At 64.6% G+C, this 19,902-nt stretch carries 15 protein-coding genes; 11 read left to right on the forward strand and 4 right to left on the reverse strand.

Going from position 1 to position 19,902, the window contains the following annotated elements; translation table 11 throughout:
* Window positions 1–119: 119 nt before the first annotated feature.
* From V3C40_RS04405 to V3C40_RS04435, 7 genes are all read left to right on the forward strand, one after another.
* Window positions 120–782 carry an ABC transporter ATP-binding protein gene (locus V3C40_RS04405; RefSeq protein ID WP_331776650.1) on the forward strand — a complete coding sequence of 221 codons (663 nt, stop codon included), beginning with the start codon at window positions 120–122 and terminating at the stop codon, window positions 780–782.
* Window positions 779–1,957, forward strand: a complete 1,179-nt coding sequence (locus V3C40_RS04410; protein WP_331776651.1) for an FtsX-like permease family protein — start codon at window positions 779–781, stop codon at window positions 1,955–1,957. Before V3C40_RS04405 ends, V3C40_RS04410 begins: the two co-directional genes overlap by 4 nt.
* Window positions 1,958–1,969: 12 nt before the next feature.
* Window positions 1,970–2,437, forward strand: coding sequence for a DUF3299 domain-containing protein (locus V3C40_RS04415; RefSeq protein WP_331776652.1), 468 nt, complete (start codon window positions 1,970–1,972; stop codon window positions 2,435–2,437).
* Window positions 2,434–2,883: a TlpA family protein disulfide reductase gene (locus tag V3C40_RS04420; RefSeq protein WP_331776653.1), complete on the forward strand. Its 450-nt coding sequence runs from the start codon at window positions 2,434–2,436 to the stop codon at window positions 2,881–2,883. Before V3C40_RS04415 ends, V3C40_RS04420 begins: the two co-directional genes overlap by 4 nt.
* An 89-nt stretch (window positions 2,884–2,972) precedes the next feature.
* Window positions 2,973–5,069: a bifunctional 2',3'-cyclic-nucleotide 2'-phosphodiesterase/3'-nucleotidase gene (locus tag V3C40_RS04425; protein ID WP_331776654.1), complete on the forward strand. Its 2,097-nt coding sequence runs from the start codon at window positions 2,973–2,975 to the stop codon at window positions 5,067–5,069.
* A 55-nt stretch (window positions 5,070–5,124) separates the two neighbouring features.
* The gene (locus V3C40_RS04430; protein ID WP_331776655.1) at window positions 5,125–5,817 is read left to right on the forward strand and encodes a tetratricopeptide repeat protein; all 693 of its coding nucleotides are present in this window, start codon (window positions 5,125–5,127) and stop codon (window positions 5,815–5,817) included.
* A 282-nt stretch (window positions 5,818–6,099) separates the two neighbouring features.
* A complete protein-coding gene (locus tag V3C40_RS04435) occupies window positions 6,100–7,536 on the forward strand; it encodes a catalase (protein ID WP_128141539.1) in 1,437 nt (478 codons plus the stop codon).
* Window positions 7,537–7,625: 89 nt separating this feature from the next.
* Here V3C40_RS04435 and V3C40_RS04440 read toward each other — a convergent pair whose 3' ends face one another.
* Window positions 7,626–7,958, reverse strand: coding sequence for a hypothetical protein (locus V3C40_RS04440; protein WP_331776656.1), 333 nt, complete (start codon window positions 7,956–7,958; stop codon window positions 7,626–7,628).
* Between the two features lie 167 nt (window positions 7,959–8,125).
* The gene (locus V3C40_RS04445) at window positions 8,126–9,307 is read right to left on the reverse strand and encodes a S1 family peptidase (protein ID WP_254671487.1); all 1,182 of its coding nucleotides are present in this window, start codon (window positions 9,305–9,307) and stop codon (window positions 8,126–8,128) included.
* A gap of 256 nt (window positions 9,308–9,563) precedes the next feature.
* Between V3C40_RS04445 and V3C40_RS04450 the strand changes: the two genes are divergently transcribed.
* The 3 genes from V3C40_RS04450 to V3C40_RS04460 are packed head-to-tail and all read left to right on the forward strand — an operon-like array spanning window position 9,564 to window position 14,226.
* Window positions 9,564–11,519 carry a serine protein kinase gene (locus tag V3C40_RS04450; protein ID WP_331776657.1) on the forward strand — a complete coding sequence of 652 codons (1,956 nt, stop codon included), beginning with the start codon at window positions 9,564–9,566 and terminating at the stop codon, window positions 11,517–11,519.
* A 2-nt stretch (window positions 11,520–11,521) separates the two neighbouring features.
* Window positions 11,522–12,739 carry a DUF444 family protein gene (locus V3C40_RS04455; protein WP_331776658.1) on the forward strand — a complete coding sequence of 406 codons (1,218 nt, stop codon included), beginning with the start codon at window positions 11,522–11,524 and terminating at the stop codon, window positions 12,737–12,739.
* A complete protein-coding gene (locus V3C40_RS04460) occupies window positions 12,736–14,226 on the forward strand; it encodes a SpoVR family protein (protein WP_331776659.1) in 1,491 nt (496 codons plus the stop codon). Before V3C40_RS04455 ends, V3C40_RS04460 begins: the two co-directional genes overlap by 4 nt.
* A gap of 84 nt (window positions 14,227–14,310) precedes the next feature.
* Here the strand turns inward: V3C40_RS04460 and V3C40_RS04465 are convergent, their stop codons facing one another.
* Complete coding sequence (locus V3C40_RS04465) at window positions 14,311–15,546, reverse strand: SDR family oxidoreductase (RefSeq protein ID WP_331776660.1); 1,236 nt, start codon at window positions 15,544–15,546, stop codon at window positions 14,311–14,313.
* Complete coding sequence (locus tag V3C40_RS04470) at window positions 15,546–16,874, reverse strand: nucleotide sugar dehydrogenase (protein ID WP_331776852.1); 1,329 nt, start codon at window positions 16,872–16,874, stop codon at window positions 15,546–15,548. The genes V3C40_RS04465 and V3C40_RS04470 overlap by 1 nt, the downstream gene beginning before the upstream one ends.
* 241 nt (window positions 16,875–17,115) lie before the next feature.
* Between V3C40_RS04470 and prsT the strand changes: the two genes are divergently transcribed.
* Entirely contained in the window at window positions 17,116–19,899 is a 2,784-nt protein-coding gene (gene prsT / locus V3C40_RS04475; RefSeq protein ID WP_331776661.1) for an XrtA/PEP-CTERM system TPR-repeat protein PrsT, read from the forward strand.
* Window positions 19,900–19,902: the final 3 nt, after the last annotated feature.

The raw sequence follows: 19,902 nt of genomic DNA on the forward strand, positions 1-19,902 counted from the left end.
GCAATTAAAGAGGCAATGGACCTTGGATTTTAAATGCAAGTCTATTGCGTTTGAATTATAATGCAGCTCAGTTGCATTTGTGCGCCAATCTTTGCCGGCCTGACTTCCGAAAGAATTCCATGCTCCACCTCGCCTCTTTGACCTATGGCTATGACCATGCCAGCCCCGTGCTCGATATCGACGCCTTCCACTTGCCCGTCGGGCAGCACGCACTGTTGCTGGGGCCGTCCGGCTCCGGCAAATCGACCTTGTTGCATTTGCTGGCGGGTATCCTGGCGCCCCAGGCGGGCCGCCTCGACGTGGCGGGCAAGTCCCTGCCCGGCCTCACGCCGCGCCAGCGCGACAGCTGGCGCGGCCGCACCATCGGCTTGCTGCCCCAGCAACTGGCGCTGGTGCCCAGCTTGAACGTGCTCGACAATGTCTTGCTGCCCGCCTACGCCAGCGGGCAGCGGCCCGATCCGGCCCGCGCGGCCAGCCTGCTGGGCCAGTTGGGCCTGGCCAACAAGCTCGATACCTACCCATATGCCTTGAGCGGCGGCGAACGCCAGCGGGCCGCCATCGCGCGCGCCATCGTCATGCGCCCACGGCTGATCCTGGCCGACGAGCCGACGGCCAACCTCGACGACGCGGCCTGCACCGCCGTCGTGCACCTGCTGGCCAGCCAGGCTGAGCAAGTTGGCGCCTCGCTGGTGATTGCCAGCCACGACGCCAGGGTGCTGGCCGCCATGCCCGATGCGCTCGTGCAGCGCCTGCCCCGCTCCAGCTCCAGAGTGGCGGCATGAACGCGGCCACCCTGGCCTGGCGTGCCCTGCGCCACAAGCCGCTGGCGTCCAGCCTGAATCTGCTGCTGGTGGCCATCGGCATCGCCATGATGACGTTCATTCTCGGCGTATCCAGCCAGCTGGAAGAGCACGCCGAACGCGACGCGCAAGGCATCGACCTCGTGGTGGGCGCGAAAGGCTCGCCCTTGCAACTGATCCTGTCGTCCGTGTATCACGCCGATATTCCAACCGGTAACATTCCCAACAGCGCGCTGGCGGCGCTGGCCGCTCAGCCGCTGGTGCAATCCGCGATCCCGCTCGCGCTGGGCGACAATTTCCACGGTGTGCGCATCGTCGGCAGCACCACGGCGCTGCTCGACCATTACGGCGCGCAGCTGGCGCAAGGAAAGTTGTTCGCGCAACCGATGCAAGCCGTGTTCGGCGCCCAGGCGGCCCGTGAAACAGGCGCCACCCTCGGCGCCCGCTTTGCCGGCTCGCACGGGCTGGCGGCCGGCGGCGAAGTGCACGAGCACGCGCCCTACACGGTGACGGGCATTTTGGCGCCCACGGGCACGGTGCTCGACCGATTGATCATCACGCCCGTCGCTTCCGTGTGGCAAGTGCACGAAACGGACCCCGACAAATCAGCGGCAACTGCGCCCCAGCGCGAATTGACGGCCGTGCTGGTGCAGTACGCGTCGCCCCTGGCCGCCATCAGCCTGCCGCGCTGGGTCAATGGCCAGCCGCGCTTGCAGGCGGCCCAGCCCGCTTTCGAGGCGGCCCGGCTGTTCAGCCTCTTGGGCGTGGGCATCGCCGTGCTGCGGGCGATTGCCGCCGGCGTGCTGCTGGTGGCGGCACTGTCGTTGTTCGTGGCACTGTATGGCGCGCTGGAAGAGCGCAAGACGGACCTGGCCATCCTGCGCACCTTGGGCGCCTCGCCCGCCAAACTGCTGCGTTTGCTGCTGGCGCAAGGCTTGCTGCTGTCATTGACGGGCGCGGCGCTGGGCTGGCTGCTGGGCCATGCCGGTGTCGGCTTGCTGGAATCGATGCAGCAACTGAATCTGCAAGCGTGGCGCATCGCGCCCGGCGAAGCGTGGCTGCCCGTTATTGCCGTGGCGGTGGGACTGCTGGCCGCCGCCATTCCCGCCGCGCGCGCCTACCGCACCGATATCGCCGCCACCCTGGCGCGTCCCTGAAAGGAAACGAACATGCTGAAAATCATGCTATTGAGCGTTGGACTGCTGCTGGCCGGCTCTGCCTGCGCCGCCCCCGCCGACGAACCACCGTCGTTCTTCGCTCCGTTGACGGACTTGCCCGGCGTCGTGTCGTGGAAACTGCTGGGCAAGGCCACCACGGTCAAGGCGAAAAAGGGCCGCATGGTGCCGAAATACACGCCGGAAATCAGCGCGCTCGACAATACGGACGTGAAAGTGCAAGGCTTCATGATGCCCTTGGAACCGGGGCAAAAGCAGACACACTTCCTGCTGACCGTCACCTCGGCCAGTTGCCCCTTTTGTCTGCCGGCCGGCCCGGAAGGCGTGGTGGAGATCAAAAGCCGCACAGCCGTGAAATTCAGCTATGCGCCGTTCATCGTGCAAGGCAAGCTGAAAGTGCTGGCCAGCGATCCCATGGGCCTGTATTACCGCATGACGGACGCGGCCGTGGTGCCGCAATGACGCGCTGGCCGGCGCTATTGCTGTTGCTGGCCAGCCATGCGGCTGCCGCGCCGCTATCCTTTGACTTGGCCCGCCTCGATGGCGATGGCCGGCTGAAGCTCGACCAGTTCCAGAACCAGCCAGTGGTGCTGAACTTCTGGGCCAGCAACTGCCTGCCCTGCATCCTGGAGTTGCCGATATTGCATGCCCATGCCGCCAAGCAGCAGAAACTCCCCTTCATCGGCATCGCCATCGATACGCGGGCGGCCGCGCAAGCGTTCCTGCGGCAGCACCGGGCCAGCTATCCCCAGGCCCTGGCTTTACCCGCCTTGCTGCCAACCTTTGGCAATCAAATCAAGGGCTTGCCGTACACAGTGATCCTGACTTCTCAACATCGGATCTGCACGCGGCGCCTGGGGCCCGTCGATGCGGCCTGGCTGGCCAAGGCCGTGGCCGCCTGCACGTAAGCCTGTATCCATGCGCCTTGCACGGCTGTCATCGCCGCGTCACATGGCGGCGTTACAGTCGCGTCCTTTGAATCTCTGCGAGGGCGGTAATGAAAACAAATAGGGTCATGCTGGCGGCGCTGGCAAGTGCGGGTCTCGTTGCTTGCAACGGCAGTTCAAACACGGCGCCGGCCATTCCCGAGGGCACGACGGTCACCGTGGCATTGCTGGAAACCACCGATATCCACTCGAACGTGTTGAGCTATAACTACTATGCGCTGGCCGAAGACACGAGCCTGGGCCTGGAACGCACGTCGACCCTGATCCAGGCGGCGCGCGCGGAAAATCCGAACAACGTGCTGCTCGACGATGGCGACGTCATCCAGGGCACTTTGCTGGCCGACTTGCAAGCCGTTGCCGCGCCCGTTCCGTGCAGCGGCACCCTGGCCGTGCATAAAGCCATGAACGCGCTGAAATACGACGCGGGCGGCATGGGCAACCATGAGTTCAACTACGGCTTGCCTTACCTGAGCCAGATCACCAACACGGATTTCGGCATTCCCGGCGTGGCCAAGCCGACGGGCACGTGTGGCGCGCCCGCCTTCCCTTCCGTGCTGAGCAACGTCGTCGGCGTATCCAGCGGCAAGCCCATCTTCCAACCCTACACGGTGCTGCCGCGTGAATTCGCCGCCACGGCGCCCGATGGCAGCAAGCTCACCGTCAAAATCAATGTGGGCGTGTTGAGCTTTGTACCGCCGCAAATCCTCGAATGGGATCAGAAAGTGCTCGCTGGCAAGGTCAGCGTGACGGGCGTGCAGGAAGCGGCGAAACAGTACGTGCCGGAATTGCGCAGCAAAGGCGCCGACCTCGTCGTGGCCCTGTCGCATGGCGGCCTGGACACGAGCGCCTACAGCCCGAAGATGGAAAACGGCAGCTATCATTTGACCACCACGGGCATCGACGCGCTGATGATCGGCCATTCGCACCTGATCTTCCCGAAAGGCAAGGAAGTGGGTGCGGCCGCGCTGGACGCCTCGTTTTCCGCCTTCCCGGCCAGCGCCAAGATCGACGCCGTCAACGGCTTTGTGAACGGCGTGCCGACCGTCATGGCGCAAAGCTGGGGCCGCCGCCTGGGCATCATCAAGCTGACGATGGTGTATCAAAGCGGCAAGTGGGTAGTGCAGCCGGCCAAGACGACGGTGGAATCGCGCGGCTTCAAGTACACGGATGGCACGACTCTCGTGAAAGCCGATCCGGCCATCGCGCCTCTCGTGGCCACCGAGCACGCGGCAACCATCGCCTACGCCAAGCAGCCGCTGGGCATCAGCACCGATTTCGAGATGTCGGCCTACTTCGCGCTGGTGGGCGACGTGAGCGCCATCCAGCTGGTGAACCAGGCGCAGCTCGACTATGTGAAGAACTTCATCGCCACCAGCACGGACGCCACCTTGGCCAGCTACAAGAATATTCCCGTCATTTCGTGCAGCGCGCCGTTCAAGGCGGGCCGCAACGGACCATCGGACTTTACGGACGTGGCCGCGGGCGCGACGCCGGCCACACCGGTCGGCTTGCAGGTGCGCAATCCGGGCGACCTGTATTTATATAGCAATAACAACTTGCAAGCCGTCAAAATCAAGGGATCGGACTTGAAGGCGTGGCTGGAAACGTCGGCCAAGCAATTTGCCCAGATCGACCCAAGCACCACGGCCGAGCAGGACCTGGTGCCCTCGTATGGCACGATCTATAACTATGACGTGTTCTACGCGGAAAACAATGCGCTGACGTACCAGATCGACGTGACGAAAAAACCGGGCAGCCGCATCGTCAACCTCACGTACAAAGGTGCGCCCGTGGCCGATGGCGATGACTTCATCGTTGCCACCAACGACTACCGCGCCGGTGGCGGCGGCGCCGTGCCCGGCATCGATGGCAGCAAGACCATCATCAAGTCGCCCGATGCGAACCAGGCCGTGGTCAGCAACTACCTAGCGTCGCTGAGCACCAAGGGCGGCAAGGTCACCCTGGCCAACAATGGCAGCGCACGCAGCTGGAGCTTCGTCAAGACGGCCACGGCCGGCCCCGTGATCCTGCGCTCGGCACCGGGCCATCTGGCGCTGGCGCAAGGCAGCGGCATCGCCAACGTGGCGGCCGAAGGCGGACTCGACGCCAGCGGTTTCGCCAAGTACCGCATCGACCTGAGCAAATAAGGTCCATGGCCGGAACCGCGGCGGTTCCGTCCTGTCTTGATGAAAGCTGATCCAGATGAAACATCCACTCTCCCTGCCCGCCGTCGTGCTGGCAACGTTCTTGACCGCCTGCCAGTCGTCGCCACCGCCCACGGCGGCGGAAATCGAAGCCGTCGCCATGCATGCGCGCCAGGCGGGCGACCACCAGGCCGAGCGCAAGGTACGCAGCTGGGCCGCCAAGGACATGCCCGTCGCCGAACGCGAACTGGCGCTGATTTACCAGCCCCGTCCCGAACGCCGCGCCGAAGCCTTGAGCCTGTTCGAACAGGCGGCGCGCGCGGGCGACACGGAAGCGGCCTTCGAACTGGGCCAGATGCTGCGCGCGGCTACGCCTGGCCAGGCGTGGCTGTGGTACCGGCAAGCGGCCCAGCAAGGCCATGCGAAGGCGGCCCTGATGCTGGGCCTGCTGGCGGCGAATGGCGAAGGCGTGCCGAAAGATCAGGGTGAAGCGGCCCGCTGGCTGGCCAGGTCAAGCGAGCTGGGCAATCCGCACGCCATGTTTTTGCTGTACAACGCCTACCGCGAAGGCCGCGGCGTGCCGCGCGACCTGGCCAAGGGCCATGCGCTGCTGGAAGAAGCGGCCCACCACGAATATCCGCCCGCCATCCAGGAACTGGCCATGACGGTGCAGGCGGACGACGCCCTGCGCGCCGGCCACCTGATGAAGGAAGCGACGGAGCACAGGCATAACAACTGGAACAAGTTTTAAGAACTGGGCAAAAGGCCAGTGGCGTGATCGTAACCAGCCTTTATATACTTGCAACTTGCAAGCGTGCGGGAGCGGCAGCTATTCAGCGCTTATGATGCAAGGACGCCGCCTGAGCTTGCTCGGGCGGCGTGGCAAGCCATCCCGCATAAAAAAGTTTACACTGGTTTGCATTTTAGAAATTTTACTCTGGACCAGCCCCGGTGAGTGTTCATTCAACCCAGCCAGTGTTTGAGTAGCGCCGGTGCGTCCATTGCTCTGCCTAGCCATGAAAGAAAGAGTCCAATGAAAAAGCTGACCACCGCCTTTGGCGCGCCTGTCGTCGACAACCAGAACATCCAGACGGCCGGTCCGCGCGGCCCCGCCCTGCTGCAAGATGTGTGGTTCCTGGAAAAGCTGGCCCACTTCGACCGTGAAGTCATCCCCGAGCGCCGCATGCATGCCAAGGGTTCCGGCGCGTACGGCACGTTTACCGTCACGCACGACATCACGCGCTACACGCGGGCTAAAATCTTTGGCGAAGTGGGCAAGAAAACGCCGATGTTCGCGCGCTTTTCCACGGTGGCCGGCGAACGGGGCGCGGCGGACGCGGAACGCGATATCCGCGGCTTCGCCCTGAAGTTCTACACGGAAGAAGGCAACTGGGACCTGGTCGGCAACAACACGCCCGTCTTCTTCATGCGCGACCCCTTGAAATTTCCCGATCTGAATCACGCCATCAAGCGTGACCCGCGCACGGGCTTGCGCAGCGCCAACAGCAACTGGGATTTCTGGACTTCGCTGCCCGAAGCCCTGCACCAGGTCACGGTGGTGATGAGCGACCGTGGCTTGCCGCGCAGCTTCCGCCACATGCACGGCTTCGGCAGCCATACTTTCAGCTTCCTGAATGCGCAAAACGAGCGTTTCTGGGTCAAGTTCACCTTGAAAACCCAGCAAGGGATTCAAAACCTGACGGACGCCGAAGCCGAAGAACTGGTCGGCAAGGACCGCGAAAGCTCGCACCGCGACCTGTACGAAAGCATCGAAAACAAGGATTTCCCCCGCTGGACCCTGTACGTGCAGATCATGCCGGAAAAAGAGGCAGGCACGTATCACCTCAACCCGTTCGACCTGTCGAAAGTGTGGCCGCATGGCGACTATCCGCTGATCGAAGTAGGCGTGCTGGAACTGAACCGCAATGCCGACAACCACTTTGCCGAAGTGGAACAGGCGGCCTTCAACCCGGCCAACGTGGTGCCCGGCATCAGCTTTTCGCCGGACAAGATGCTGCAAGGCCGGCTGTTCTCGTATGGCGACGCGCAGCGCTACCGCCTTGGCGTCAATCACAGCCATATCCCTGTCAACGCGCCGAAATGCCCGTTCCACAGCTACCACCGCGACGGCCAGATGCGCGTCGACGGCAACATGGGCGGCACCCTGGGCTATGAACCGAACAGCGAGCAGGAATGGGCCGAGCAGCCCGATTTCCGCGAGCCGCCATTGAGCATCGAAGGCGCGGCCGACCATTGGAACCACCGCGTTGACGAGGATTACTATTCGCAGCCGCGCGCCCTGTTCCGCCTGATGACCGCGGCGCAGCAGCAAGCCTTGTTCGACAACACGGCGCGCGCCATCTCGGGCGCGTCGGAGCAAGTCAAGCAACGCCACATCGGCAACTGCACCCTGTGCGACCCCGCCTATGGCGCGGGCGTGGCCGAAGCGATCGGCCGCCTGAGCAAATAAGGCAGGCTGCAAGACTGCATGGAAGGCCTGGCAACAGGTCTTCTATCGCAACGCTCCGCCGCGGCAAGGTGCCCAGGCCCGCTTGCTGCCTACCAGCGCTGGATATCGATCTGGCCCGTGATGCTCGTTTCCACCGGATAACCCTCGACCTGAGACGGCACGCTCCGCTTGACGGACGAGTCGCGCAGATACACGACGAGCGCTTCCTTGCCCACGGCCGTCTGTCCCACGCTGACACCTTCCACGCCGTCGATGGCCATCAGCGCCCGCTCGTTGCGCCGCTTCGCCGCTTCCAGCCGGCCCTGGGGCGCGGCAGGAGCATATTGCCCCATGCCGTGTCCAAGAGTCTCATCCGGCAAATACGGCATGGCGGCGTCCTCGAAGACGCCATAGGGCGATTGTGCGAATTTACTGTTTGACATGACCCACCCTCCTGATGCCTTCCATGATACACCCGGCCATCGTGTGCCGCAGCGCCGTTCGCCGGGCACATGGCTGCTGCCCCTCATACCATCATCATCGTGCAAAAAACAGCGTTATACAAGGACGAGGCGGCGCGACACCTGCGCCGCGCCGTCTCCTCAAGGGTTCAAGTATACAAATTGATGTCGAGCGCCACCACCACCCGCCGCATCTGGTTGGCAAAGGTGATGTTATTGCCGCCGGCAAACAGCAAACCGACGGGATTGCGCTGCTGGTTCCAGGTCCAGATGGAGGAACCGGAATCGCCGCCCGCGCTGAACGCCCCGCTCACGCCCGTGATGGCGATCTGGTCCTGGAACAGCGCGATCCTGCCGCCGCCGTAATTGACGTTGATGGTGGCGCCCAGGCCCGTGATGCGGCCCTGCGTCAATTGCGTCGTGCGGCCGGACTTGCCGACCATCATGCCTAGCGCGGGCGCCACCAGCGCATTGCTGATGCGGAAGTACGCGGGCACGCCGCCGCTCAGGTAGACCAGTTCGGGACGCACCCTGTCTGGCCAGGCCCAGCCGGTGGCGCAATCGACGAAATTGACGCCGCCGCTGAAATTGATGGGCACGAAGCGCTCGAGCACGGCGACCTGGTCTTGCGGACAGCGGCCGCCGTCGATGGGGCCAGGCTGCACGATGCAGTCGTTGAAGACGCCGCCATTGGAATTGGCCAGCACGTGATTGTTGCTAAGGATCATCAAGCGGCTGTTGCGCGGCGCGCTGCGCCCCACGGCCAGGCAGCCGATGGTACCGGCCGTGATGCGGAAATGCCCGACCGACACGCCGCCCGGCGCGGGGCGCAAGCGGAAACGGTGCGGCTGCGCATCGATCACGCCCGTGACGACGATGTTGACGGGCACCCTGTCGCTCGACACGGCGCGCACGCCCATGGCGCCCACGATGGCGGCCTTGGCGCGGTCGACGGAAGTGGGCTCGGCCACGTACAGGGTCAGGGCCGGCAAGCCCGGCTCGCCGGACGAGCTGTCGCTGGCGCCCTCGCCCAGGCCGATGGACACGCCCTGGATATTTCCGCCGTCGCTGAAGGCATCGGCCGCGCGCACGCCGGCCGCCTGGGAGATGGACTGGCGCATGCCGTCTTCGATGCTGCGCTTGATTTCCAGCAATTCCATGCTGACACCGCTCAAGGCGTCGGGCACGTCCGAGACGGACGCGCTCTCGATCGTATTGTCGTCTTCGCCGGGGGCGGCAAATTGGCCGACGGCCTCTTCATCGTCCGCGCTTTGTCCCCTGCCGCTGCCGCCAGGCGGGGCGCTGAAACCATTCTCATTGCCAATCATCATGCTCTCCTCGTGGGTCGTTCCGAAACACCAGTGTGGGCTGGCCGCGCGGGCCGGTATTGATCTGGGTTGAACCGCGCCGACACATGGCCGCCCTGTCCCAGCGGGGGCAGCAAGGATAAAAATAGTTCCCTCGTCAAGGTTGAGCGAGATCAGGCGTGCGGGCAGAGGCAGCGCCGTATACTTGGCTGGCAGGCTGGAATTGGGTCTGCTCCACGGCAGCAACGGTATGGATGGGGGAACAATGACGAGCCCTGGTATGACACGCCAATCCGACGACGCGCCTGCGGACCAACATGCCGGTTTTATGCACGGCATGGCGGCCTGGGCGGAAAAACACCGCATCAGTCCCTGGCGCGGCAGTTTTGCCGACTTCATCGAGCAGATCCTGCCCGGCCGCGCGGCTCTGCTGACGCGCAGCGCGCACCAGTACCTGTGGGACATGATGCGCTGGAACGGCCAGACGGACGATGCCGGACGTTTCCGCTGCCGCCTGTTCGACGACGAGCTGTTCGGCATCGACGAGGCGATCGACCGCGTCGCCGCCTACTTCAAGGCGGCCGCCGCCGGCTCCGAAGTGGGCCGGCGCATGCTGCTGTTGCTGGGCCCGCCGTCGGGCGGCAAGTCGACCATGGTGATCCTGCTCAAGCGGGGGCTGGAAGAATACAGCCACAGCAGTGAAGGTGCGCTGTACGGCATCGCCGGCTGTCCCGTGCACGAATCGCCGCTGCACCTGGTGCCGCACAGCATGCGCGCCGACTTTCGCGCCAGCTATGATGCCGAGCTGCACGGTGAACTGTGTCCCCATTGCCGCGCCCGCCTGGAAGAACAGTACGCGGGCGACTTCCTGCGCATGCCCGTCGAGCGCATCCACCTGTCCGAGGCGGGCCGCTGCGGCATCGGCACGTATGCGCCGCACGATCCCACCACGGCCGACCTGGCCGACCTCGTGGGTTCCGTCGACCTGTCGAAAGTGGCGCAGTACGGCGACGAAGGCGATCCGCGCGCCTGGTCGTGGTCCGGCGCCGTGTATGCGGCCAGCCGCGGCATGCTGGAAATGATCGAGATCCTCAAGGTCAAGCGGGAATTCCTCTACCTGCTGCTGACCCTGACGCAGGAAAAGAATGTCAAGGTGTCGCGCTTTCCCCTGATTTACCTCGACGAAACCATCCTCGCGCACACGAATCTGGCCGAATTTCGCAAATTCCTGCAAGAAAGCGAAAACGAGGCCTTGCTCGACCGCATGGTCATCGTGCAAGTGCCGTACACGCTCAATTACCGCGAAGAAGCGCGCATTTACCGCAAGCTGATCCAGGCGGCCGCGCCCGCGTTCCGCGACGTGCACCTCGATCCGCACGTGCTGCATGCGGCGGCCGTGTTTGCCATCCTCAGCCGCTTGCCCGAGGGCGACGACAAGGAAGCCGAACTGGTCAAGAAACTGCGCGTGTATGCCGACGAAGACGTCGACGACTTGCAGCATGCCGACATCCGCCGCGTGCGCGAGCGCGACAAGGCGCCCGACGAAGGCCTGTCGGGCGTCTCGCCCCGTTTCGTCATCAATGCCCTGTCGCACGCCATCATTTCCGCCCAGCGCAACAGCCTGTCCACCATGGACGTGCTGCTGGCCCTGAAAGATGGCATCGAAAGCGATGCGCGCATCGAACCGCGGCGCAAGCGCAAGTGGGTCGATTACCTGGTGCTTACGCGCAAGGATTTCTATAACCGCTGGGTCAAGGCTGACGTGCACAAGGCCCTGTTCGTATCGTTCGAGCAGGAAGCGCAAGACTTGCTGAACAAATATCTCGATGAAGTCGAAGCCATGCTCGACAACCGCCAGATCCGCGACCCCATCACCAGCGAAGAACGCCGTCCCGACGAGCGCTTCCTGCGCGCCGTGGAAGAGAAAATCCACATCAGCGACTCGGGCAAGCAATCTTTCCGCCAAGAAGTGGTACGCAAGGCCATGAGCGCCTTCAAGCGGGGCGAGGCGTTTGGCCTGGGCAGCCATGCGCAATTGCACGACGCCATCCAGCAATATCTGTTCGAGCAGCGGCGCGACGTGCTGCGCCTCGTGGGCTCGGCCAAGCGGCCCGATGACGACGTGCGGGCCAGGATCTCCGCCGTCGAACAGCGCCTGGTCGACGAATATGGCTATGACGCCCATAGCGCGCGCGAAGCGCTCAACTACGTGACCACCTTGCTGGCGCAGGAATAGCCATGTCCGCCACGACCTCGCCAGGCAGCGCCAAGCACGATAGTCCAGTGGGATCGTCCACGCCGGCACTGGCCCGCCCCTGGTACGGGCTGTTCTCGCGTGGCGCGCGCGACTGGCTGCGCCACAACCAGAAAGTGCGCGACGCCGTGCAGGCGCACTTGCCCGAACTGATCGCCACGCCTGACCTGATCGGCGGGCCGCAGCAGCGCACAGTGCAAGTCCCCATGCACCTGCTCGAACATGCACGTTTCCGCCTGGCACCCGCGCGCAACAGCGTGGGCGCTGGCCAGGGTGACGGCCAGCCCGGCGATATCCTGCGCGCGGCCCGTCCCGCCACCACGGACGGGGGCGGAACGCAAGGCGACGGCGGCGATGGCGAGGGAGCCGTGCGCCTGCTGCTCGAATTTCCCATCGACGACATACTCGAATGGCTGTGGGAGGCTTTCGAACTGCCGCACCTGAAACCGCGCCACCTGGGCGCTATCGACGACGTACGGCTCGTGCGTAGCGGCCTGGACCGACATGGCGCCCGTTCGCGGCTGGACCGGCGGCGCACCGTCAAGGAAGCGATCAAACGGCGCGCCCTGCAAGCGCAACCCGTGCCTTTCACCAATGACGACTTGCGCTACCGCCAGGTACTGCAACAGCCACGGCCCAGCACGAATGCCGTCGTGTTTTTCGTGCTGGACGTATCGGCCAGCATGGCACAGGCCGAGCGCAAGCTGGCCAAATCCTTCTTTTTCTTTGCCTTGCAGGGCTTGCGCCGCAGGTATGCGCGCGTGGAAGCGCGCTTTATCGCGCATACGACGCGGGCCTGGGAATTTTCCGAAGCCGAGTTCTTCCAGGTCAATGGCATGGGCGGCACCATGGCGTCCACCGCCTTTCGCCTGAGCCGCGAATTGCTGCAGGAACACTACGCGCCGGGACGCTACAACGCCTACCTGTTCTATGCATCCGATGGCGAGAATTTCAGCGAAGACCGGGGAGCGGCCAGCCTGGCCCTCGGTGAACTGGCCGCCTTGCTCAACTATATGGGCTATGTGGAAACCGTGCCCGGCGTGCCGCGCAGCCTGGAAACGGAAATGCACAGCTTGTTTGCCGAGCTGGAACGGCGCGGCTTGCCCTTGCATAGCAGCATTCTCAGCAGGAATGACGATATCTGGGCGGCCATCCGCACCTTTTTCCAGCACGAGGCGGCCGATACGGAGGAAACGGCATGACGTCTGACACAGCCAACCTGGATGGCTACGCGGCGCGCATCGAAGCGCTGGCGCGGGAAATGGGGTTGGAGTTTGCGCCCGTCGAGTTCGAACTGGTGCCGGACAGCTTCATGGCAGAGATCGCCATCTATGGCTTGCCCGTGCGCATGCGCCACTGGTCGTTCGGCGTGCGCTACATCCACCAGCTCGTGCATCAAAAGATGGGCAACTCGCATATGTTCGAAGTCATGTTTCCCGGCGACCCTTGCCATGCCTACATGGCCGAGCACAATTCCGTGGCCGAGAACACCCTCGTCACGGCCCACGTGCTGGGCCACGCCGACTTCGCCAGCCGCAACGCCCTGTTTCTGCGTTTCGGCGCCATGGCAGGCCAGCACATCCTGGAACAAAGCGCGGCGCGGGCGCAGCGTCTCGAAATGGCGCTGCAACGGCACGGACAGGAGCAGGTGGAAGCCGTGCTCGACGCGGCACTGGCGCTGGAACAGCATGTGGACATCCATGCCGAACTTCACCGCCCGCCCTATGCCGCGCCATCCGGGCCAGCCGGTGTGGCCGGCACGCAGGACTGGCTTGGCGCAAACGATCGTTTTGCGGATCCTTTTACGCGGCGTTACCAGCGCTTGCCCGGTGAAGCGGCAGCGCTGGCGGCGCACGAGGCGGCGCGGGCACGGCTGGCACAGCGCCCCCTCGTGCCGCCGCAGCCCGAATACGATTTGCTGTGGTTCATTGCGCAATATGGGCCGGAACTGGCCGACTGGGAACGCGACATTTTCCTGGCCGTGCGCGAAGAGTCGTTTTACTTTTATCCCGTGTACTCCTGCCAAATCATGAACGAAGGCTGGGCCTCGTACTGGCATGCGCGGCTGCTGCGCGAAGCCGACTTCCTGCCGCAGGCCCTGTACCTGTCCGCGATCAAGTCGCACTCGGACGTGGTGCGCCCTTACGCGGGCGAGCACCAGCAGGCGCTGGCCGTCAACCCCTATCACCTGGGTTTTTGCATGTGGGAACACATCATCGAGCGCCAAGGACTGGCGCGGGCGCGCCAGATTTGCCGCGACGACGACGACTGCAGTTTCATTCGCAACTATCTGGATGGGGAACTGGCTGACCGCCTGGGCCTGTTCGTGCATGAAAGCCACCGCGATGGCGAAACACGAATTGCCAGCCGCGACTTGCTCGCCATCCGCGAAGCCATCCTGGCGCCCAAATACAACTATGGCGCGCCGTGCATCGCCGCCACCCTGCTCAACGACGACGGCAGCCTGGTACTGCGCCACGATCACCAGCGCGACGGGCGCGGCCTCGACCTGGAGCGGGCGGAGCAGGTACTGGCGTACATCGCCCGCGTCTGGCGCCGTCCCGTCACCCTGCATACAGCCGATTTCCGCGGCACGCCCCGGGTTCTGCGCAGCAAGACCGAAGGCGTACCGGAGCCGCCCGCGTCGCCTGCGTCAACCATGCCGGCAGCGCCGCCTGCGCAACGCTGAACATTGAACCACTGAACGGCAGCAGTCTGGCGGATATCAGGGTGTACCTGGCCAACTGTGCCTCGCGCTTGGCAAGCCGGGCCCTCAAGCCCGTTCAGCCTGTTCCACATACCAGGCGATGGTCTGCCGCAAGCCTTGCGCCAGGTTGTGCGTGGGGACATAGCCGAGCAGGCGGGCCGCCTTGGCGATGTCCGCCTGCGAATGGCGCACGTCGCCGGCGCGAAATTCGCCATAGCGCGGCGCCAGCGGCACGTGCTGCGGGCGGGCGGCAAGCAGCATCTGCTGCATGGCGGCGTGCAGCTGCGTCAGGCTGGTGCGGGCGTTGACGGCCACGTTGTAGACCTGGTTGACGGCTGCCGGGTCGGTGCCGGTGGCGGCCAGGATATTGGCTTGCACGGCATTGTGCACGAAGCAGAAGTCGCGGCTGGTGGCGCCGTCGCCATGGATGTGCACGGCCTGCTTGTCCAGCATGGCGGCGATCCAGCGGGGAATGACGGCCGCATAAGCGCCCAGCGGATCCTGGCGCGGACCGAAGACATTGAAATAGCGCAGCCCTACCGTCTGCATGGCGTAGCAGCGCGCGTACACTTGCGCATACAACTCGTTGACATATTTGCTCAAGGCATACGGCGACAGGGGCGCGCCGATGTGCTGTTCCACTTTCGGCAGGGCTGGATGGTCGCCATACGTGGCGCTCGAGGCCGCATATACGAAGCGCCGCACGCCCGCGTCGCGCGCGGCGGCCAGCATGTTCAGGAAGCCGCTGACATTGACGGCGTGGCACAGCAGCGGGTCTTCCAGCGAACGCGAGACGGAACCGAGCGCCGCCTGGTGCAGCACAAAATCGACGGCGGCGACGGGGCCACCGGCACGGCCGCGCCCGGCCAAGCTGCCGCTGCTGCCGCTGCCACCATCTTCCGCATCTGTCTCGCCGTCTGCCTCGCCATCGCCGGCGCTGGCAGCCTGGCCGGCGGCCTGCGCAGGCGTGCCGCACGCGCGCGCGCATGCCTGCGGGTCGCGGATATCGCCTTCGATGAAGGTGAAGCGCTGCCACGCCTGCTCGCCCACGCTGGCGCGCACCTGTTCCAGGTTGTGGCGGTGGCCCGTCATGAAATTATCGAGGCCGCGCACTTCCTGTCCCAGCTTCAGCAAGGTTTCCAGCAGGTGCGAACCGATGAAGCCGGCCACGCCCGTCACCAGCCAGCGCCGAGGTTCCTTGCTCAGTTGTTCGCAGGCTTGCGCATAGGCGCCGGCAGAAGGATCTCCAGCGGAGGCGCTTCGCGCCGCGTTTGCGGCCCGATCGAAGGTGTCGGCCGCCATCACAGCCTCCACACGTGCAGGCCGCCGTCTTCCAGCGGACGGGGGTCGAAATGCGATTTGATGTCGATGAAACAGCCGTTTTCCAGCACCTTGGCCTGGAAGTCGGCCAGCGGACGGGCCAGCAAGGCCTGGTGCGAGACGGCGCTGATGATGGCCTCTGCCTGCGGCAGCTGTTCCCAGCTCTCCAGCAATAAACCGTATTCTTCCAGCGCTTCGCGGCCATCGGCGACGGGGTCGTGCACGTGCACCTGCACGCCGTACGATTGCAGTTCGTGGATCATGTCGACCACCTTCGAGTTGCGCAGGTCCGGGCAATTTTCCTTGAAGGTCAGGCCCAGCACGTTCACGTGCGAGCCTTTCAATTTGAAGCCGGCCCGCACCATTTCCTTGATGGTTTTTTCCGCCACGAACTTGGCCATGCCGTCGTTGATGCGGCGCCCGGCCAGGATCACGTGCGGGTGGTAGCCCAGCATTTCCGCCTTGTGCGTCAAATAGTATGGGTCGACGCCGATGCAGTGGCCGCCCACCAGGCCGGGCCGGAACGGCAGGAAATTCCATTTCGTGCCCGCCGCCTGCAGCACTTCCAGGGTGTCGATGCCGATGCGGTCGAAGATGATGGCCAGTTCGTTCATCAGCGCGATGTTCAGGTCGCGCTGCGTGTTTTCGATCACCTTGGCCGCCTCGGCCACCTTGATGCTCGACGCCCGGTGCACGCCGGCCTCGACCACGCCTTCATACAGGGCGGCCACCTTGTCCAACGTGGCGTCGTCGTCGCCCGAGACCACCTTGCGGATGCTGTGCAGGGTGTGGTCCTTGTCGCCGGGGTTGATACGCTCGGGCGAAAAGCCCACATGAAAGTCTTCCTTCCAGCGCAGGCCCGAATGCTGTTCGAGGATGGGGATGCAGATTTCCTCGGTGGCGCCCGGATACACGGTGGACTCGTAGATGACGATGGCGCCGCGCCGCATGTGCCGTCCGACGGCCGCGCTGGCGCCGGCCAGGGCCGAAAAATCGGGATTGTGCGCGCTGTCGACCGGCGTGGGCACGGCCACGACGATGAAATCGGCCAGTTCCAGCTCGGCCGGATCGCAGCCGACGCTCAGCCATTGCGCCGCGCGCAGCTGTTCCGTGCTGACTTCACCGGTCGGGTCGACATGGCTGCGGTAGCTTTCCACCTTGCGTGCCGACAAGTCAAAGCCGATCGTGCGCTGGCGCATGCCAAACGCCACGGCCAACTGCAAGCCCACATAGCCGAGCCCCACCACGGCCACCACGCCGCCCTTGCCAATCACCTTGCTATTCGCGTTGCTTTCCACCTTGCTGTCCATATGCATGTGCTCCGAATGGTTGCGGCACGAGCATCGCCGTCCGGGAAATTCTACGGTTGCCAATCGGGCCATTCTTGAGCGGGAACAAGAAACACGGGCCGGCGGCCAGCATGCACGCGGACAATCAGCGGCTTGTTGAGCGCAATCAAGGAGTCCTGCGGCCATCTTTTTAAGCTAGGCCATGCCCATCGCCCATCGCGAATCGGCTAATCGTCCACGCACGCCGCTACCGGAGATTTCCATGGCCTTTACCCTGCCCCGCCCTTTCCCTGGCCTGCCGGCCGCCGCGCTGTGCTGTACTTTGCTGCTGCCCCTGCTGACGGCTTGCCACGGCACGCAGAGCAGCGAAAGCCTGCTGGCCGACGCACAGCAGTACCGCCAGAAAGGCGAAGCGCGGGCCGCCATCATCCAGTTGAAGAACCTGCTGCAAAAGGAGCCGGACAATGCGGCCGCCCGCTTGCTGCTGGGCAGTATCTATATCGACACGGGCGAAGCGCTGTCTGCCGAGAAGGAATTGCGCAAGGCAAAGTCGCTGGGCCTCGCATCGCAGCAAGTGATGCCACTGCTGGGCAAGGCCTGGCTGATGCTGGGCCAGTTCGACAAGGTACTGGCCGAGATTGCCGATGATGCGGCGCAGCCCGCCAGCGTGCTGGCCCTGCGCGGCGATGCCTTGCTGGCTCTGGGCCGCCAGGACGAGGCGCACGCCCTGTACTCGCGCCTGCTCGAAGCCCATCCCGACCAGGTCGAGGCATTGCTGGGCCTGGCGCGCCTGTCGGCGCTCGACCACCAGGTGCCGGCGGCCGAGCTGCTGCTGGCGCAAGCCTTGAAAAGCGCGCCCGCCAACCTCGACGCCTTGCGCCTGCAGGGCGACCTGCTGCGCCTGCAAGGCAAGAACGGCCCGGCGCGGCTCGCCTACATGCAGATCCTGAAGATCAAACCGGACAATACCCAGGCGCACATCGACCTGGCCAACCTCGATATCGTGGAAAACCGCTACGCGGAAGCGTCGGCCCAGCTGGCCACGGCGCGCAAGACGGCGCCCAACAGCCTCGGTTTGCTGCAAGCCCAGGCGTTGCTCGATTTTCGCCAGGGCAAGAACAAGGCGGCCCTGCAAGCCTTGCAGCTGGTGCTCAAGGCGGCACCCGACCACATGCCGTCCATCCTGCTGGCCGGCGCCGTGCAACTGGCGCTCGGTTCGCCGCCGCAGGCGGAAAACTATCTGCGGCGCTTCCTGGCCGTGTATCCCAGGCATCTGTATGCCGTCAAGATGATGGCATCGATCGAATTGATGCGTGGCAAGACCGACGCCGCCATCGACTTGCTGCAACCGATGCTGGCCGCCTTTCCGGAAGACGTGGAACTGCTGTCGCTGGCCGGCGAAGCCCACTTGCGCGCGCGCCGCTACGACAAGGCGACCGCGTATTTCGAACAGGCCAGTACCCTTGCGCCGGACACGGCCAAGCTGCATGCGGCCCTGGGCATCAGCCGCCTGGGCATGGGAGAGAACAGCCGCGCCATCAATGAACTGGAACGCGCCAGCATGCTCGACAAGAGCACGCCGCAAGCGGGCACCATGCTGGTGATGACCTTGCTGCGCAACAAGCAGAACGACAAGGCCCTGGCCAGCGTCAAGATGATGGAAGAGCAGCAGAAAGGCACGAATCCCTTGCTGCTGAACCTGAAAGGCGGCGTCTACCTGGCCTTGCGCGATTTACCGGCCGCGCGCGCCAGTTTCGAGCAAGCGCTGAGCATGGACCCCGTCTACCTGCCCGCCTTGAACAACCTGGCGCAGATCGATCTGGCCGAGAAAAAGCCGGAGCAGGCAAAACAGCGCTTCGAAAAGGCGCTGGCGAAAGCGCCGAAAAATGCCGACCTGTGCGCGGCGCTGGCCAAGCTGGCCGCGTCGCAGGGCAAGACGGAAGAGGCGCGGCGCTGGCTCGAACGGGGACACCGCGACAATCCCGATGCCGTCGCGCCAGCCCTGCTGCTGAGTAACTTCTACCTGAAGACGGGCGCGCCCGACAAGGCGCTGGAACTGGCGCGCACCTTGCAGACGGGCCACCCGGGCGACGCCGATGCGCTGGCCCTGCGCGCCCAGGTGGAATACAGCGCCGGCCTGGCGCCGGCAGCGCTCGACAGCTACAACAAGCTGGCCAGCATACAGACCACGTCCGCGCCCTTACAGATGCGCATCGCCAGCCTGCACCTGGCCTTGGGCGACCACCAGAATGCGCTGCAAGCCGTCAAGCGGGCGCAAGTGATTGACCCGACCCTGCTCGAAGCGCGCGTCGTCGAAGTGGCACTGCTGCTGAACCTGAACCGCCAGCGCGAGGCGCTGGCCGTGGCGCGGCAAGTACAGGAACAGCAGCCGAAGCTGGCGGCCGGCTACAAGCTCGAGGGCGACGTGCTGATGGAGCAAAAGCTGCCGCAGCAAGCCGTCAAGCTGTACCAGCACGCGTTCGGCATCAGCCCCATCGGGCCGTTGCAGGTGCAGCTGTACCGCGCCTTGCAGGCTTCCGGACAAGAGCGCGAAGCCGATGCGCGCATGGCCACCTGGCTGAAGGAGCATCCGGAAGACTTGCCGACGCGCACCTATTTGGCGGGCACCCGGCTGGCCGCCAAGCAATACCGCGCCGCCATCGAGCACTTCCAGTATGTCGTCGCCAAGGACACGGATAACGTGGTGGCGCTGAACGACCTGGCGTGGGCGTATCAGCAGGAAAAAGATCCGCGCGCGCAGGCCACGGCCGAGCAGGCACTGAAGCTGTCGCCCGGCAATCCCGCCGTGCTCGACACCCTGGGCTGGATCGTGCTGCAGCAAGGCGACGTCAAGCGCGCCACAGCCCTGCTGCGCAAGGCGGCGGAACTGGCGCCGAAGTCGCCCGAAGTGCAGTATCACCTGGGCGCTGCCCTGGCGAAATCGGGCGACAAGGGCGGTGCGCGCAAGCAGCTGGAACAACTGCTGGCCGCCAACAAGGACTTTCCACAGCGGGCCGAGGCGCAGGCCTTGCTGACCCAGCTGTAAGCC

The sequence above is a fragment of the Janthinobacterium sp. LS2A genome (assembly GCF_036543145.1).
GTDB classification, from domain to species: domain Bacteria; phylum Pseudomonadota; class Gammaproteobacteria; order Burkholderiales; family Burkholderiaceae_D; genus Janthinobacterium; species Janthinobacterium aestuarii.

Excerpts from the sequence above, each read along its gene's own strand:
- V3C40_RS04455 (WP_331776658.1), top strand. The coding sequence starts at position 11,522 with ATGTCCGCCACGACCTCGCCAGGCAGCGCCAAGCACGATAGTCCAGTG.
- V3C40_RS04425 (WP_331776654.1), top strand. The coding sequence starts at position 2,973 with ATGAAAACAAATAGGGTCATGCTGGCGGCGCTGGCAAGTGCGGGTCTC.
- V3C40_RS04440 (WP_331776656.1), bottom strand. The coding sequence starts at position 7,958 with ATGTCAAACAGTAAATTCGCACAATCGCCCTATGGCGTCTTCGAGGAC.
- V3C40_RS04420 (WP_331776653.1), top strand. The coding sequence starts at position 2,434 with ATGACGCGCTGGCCGGCGCTATTGCTGTTGCTGGCCAGCCATGCGGCT.
- prsT (WP_331776661.1), top strand. The coding sequence starts at position 17,116 with ATGGCCTTTACCCTGCCCCGCCCTTTCCCTGGCCTGCCGGCCGCCGCG.
- V3C40_RS04410 (WP_331776651.1), top strand. The coding sequence starts at position 779 with ATGAACGCGGCCACCCTGGCCTGGCGTGCCCTGCGCCACAAGCCGCTG.
- V3C40_RS04465 (WP_331776660.1), bottom strand. The coding sequence starts at position 15,546 with ATGGCGGCCGACACCTTCGATCGGGCCGCAAACGCGGCGCGAAGCGCC.
- V3C40_RS04430 (WP_331776655.1), top strand. The coding sequence starts at position 5,125 with ATGAAACATCCACTCTCCCTGCCCGCCGTCGTGCTGGCAACGTTCTTG.
- V3C40_RS04470 (WP_331776852.1), bottom strand. The coding sequence starts at position 16,874 with ATGGACAGCAAGGTGGAAAGCAACGCGAATAGCAAGGTGATTGGCAAG.
- V3C40_RS04445 (WP_254671487.1), bottom strand. The coding sequence starts at position 9,307 with ATGATGATTGGCAATGAGAATGGTTTCAGCGCCCCGCCTGGCGGCAGC.
- V3C40_RS04415 (WP_331776652.1), top strand. The coding sequence starts at position 1,970 with ATGCTGAAAATCATGCTATTGAGCGTTGGACTGCTGCTGGCCGGCTCT.
- V3C40_RS04435 (WP_128141539.1), top strand. The coding sequence starts at position 6,100 with ATGAAAAAGCTGACCACCGCCTTTGGCGCGCCTGTCGTCGACAACCAG.
- V3C40_RS04460 (WP_331776659.1), top strand. The coding sequence starts at position 12,736 with ATGACGTCTGACACAGCCAACCTGGATGGCTACGCGGCGCGCATCGAA.
- V3C40_RS04405 (WP_331776650.1), top strand. The coding sequence starts at position 120 with ATGCTCCACCTCGCCTCTTTGACCTATGGCTATGACCATGCCAGCCCC.
- V3C40_RS04450 (WP_331776657.1), top strand. The coding sequence starts at position 9,564 with ATGACACGCCAATCCGACGACGCGCCTGCGGACCAACATGCCGGTTTT.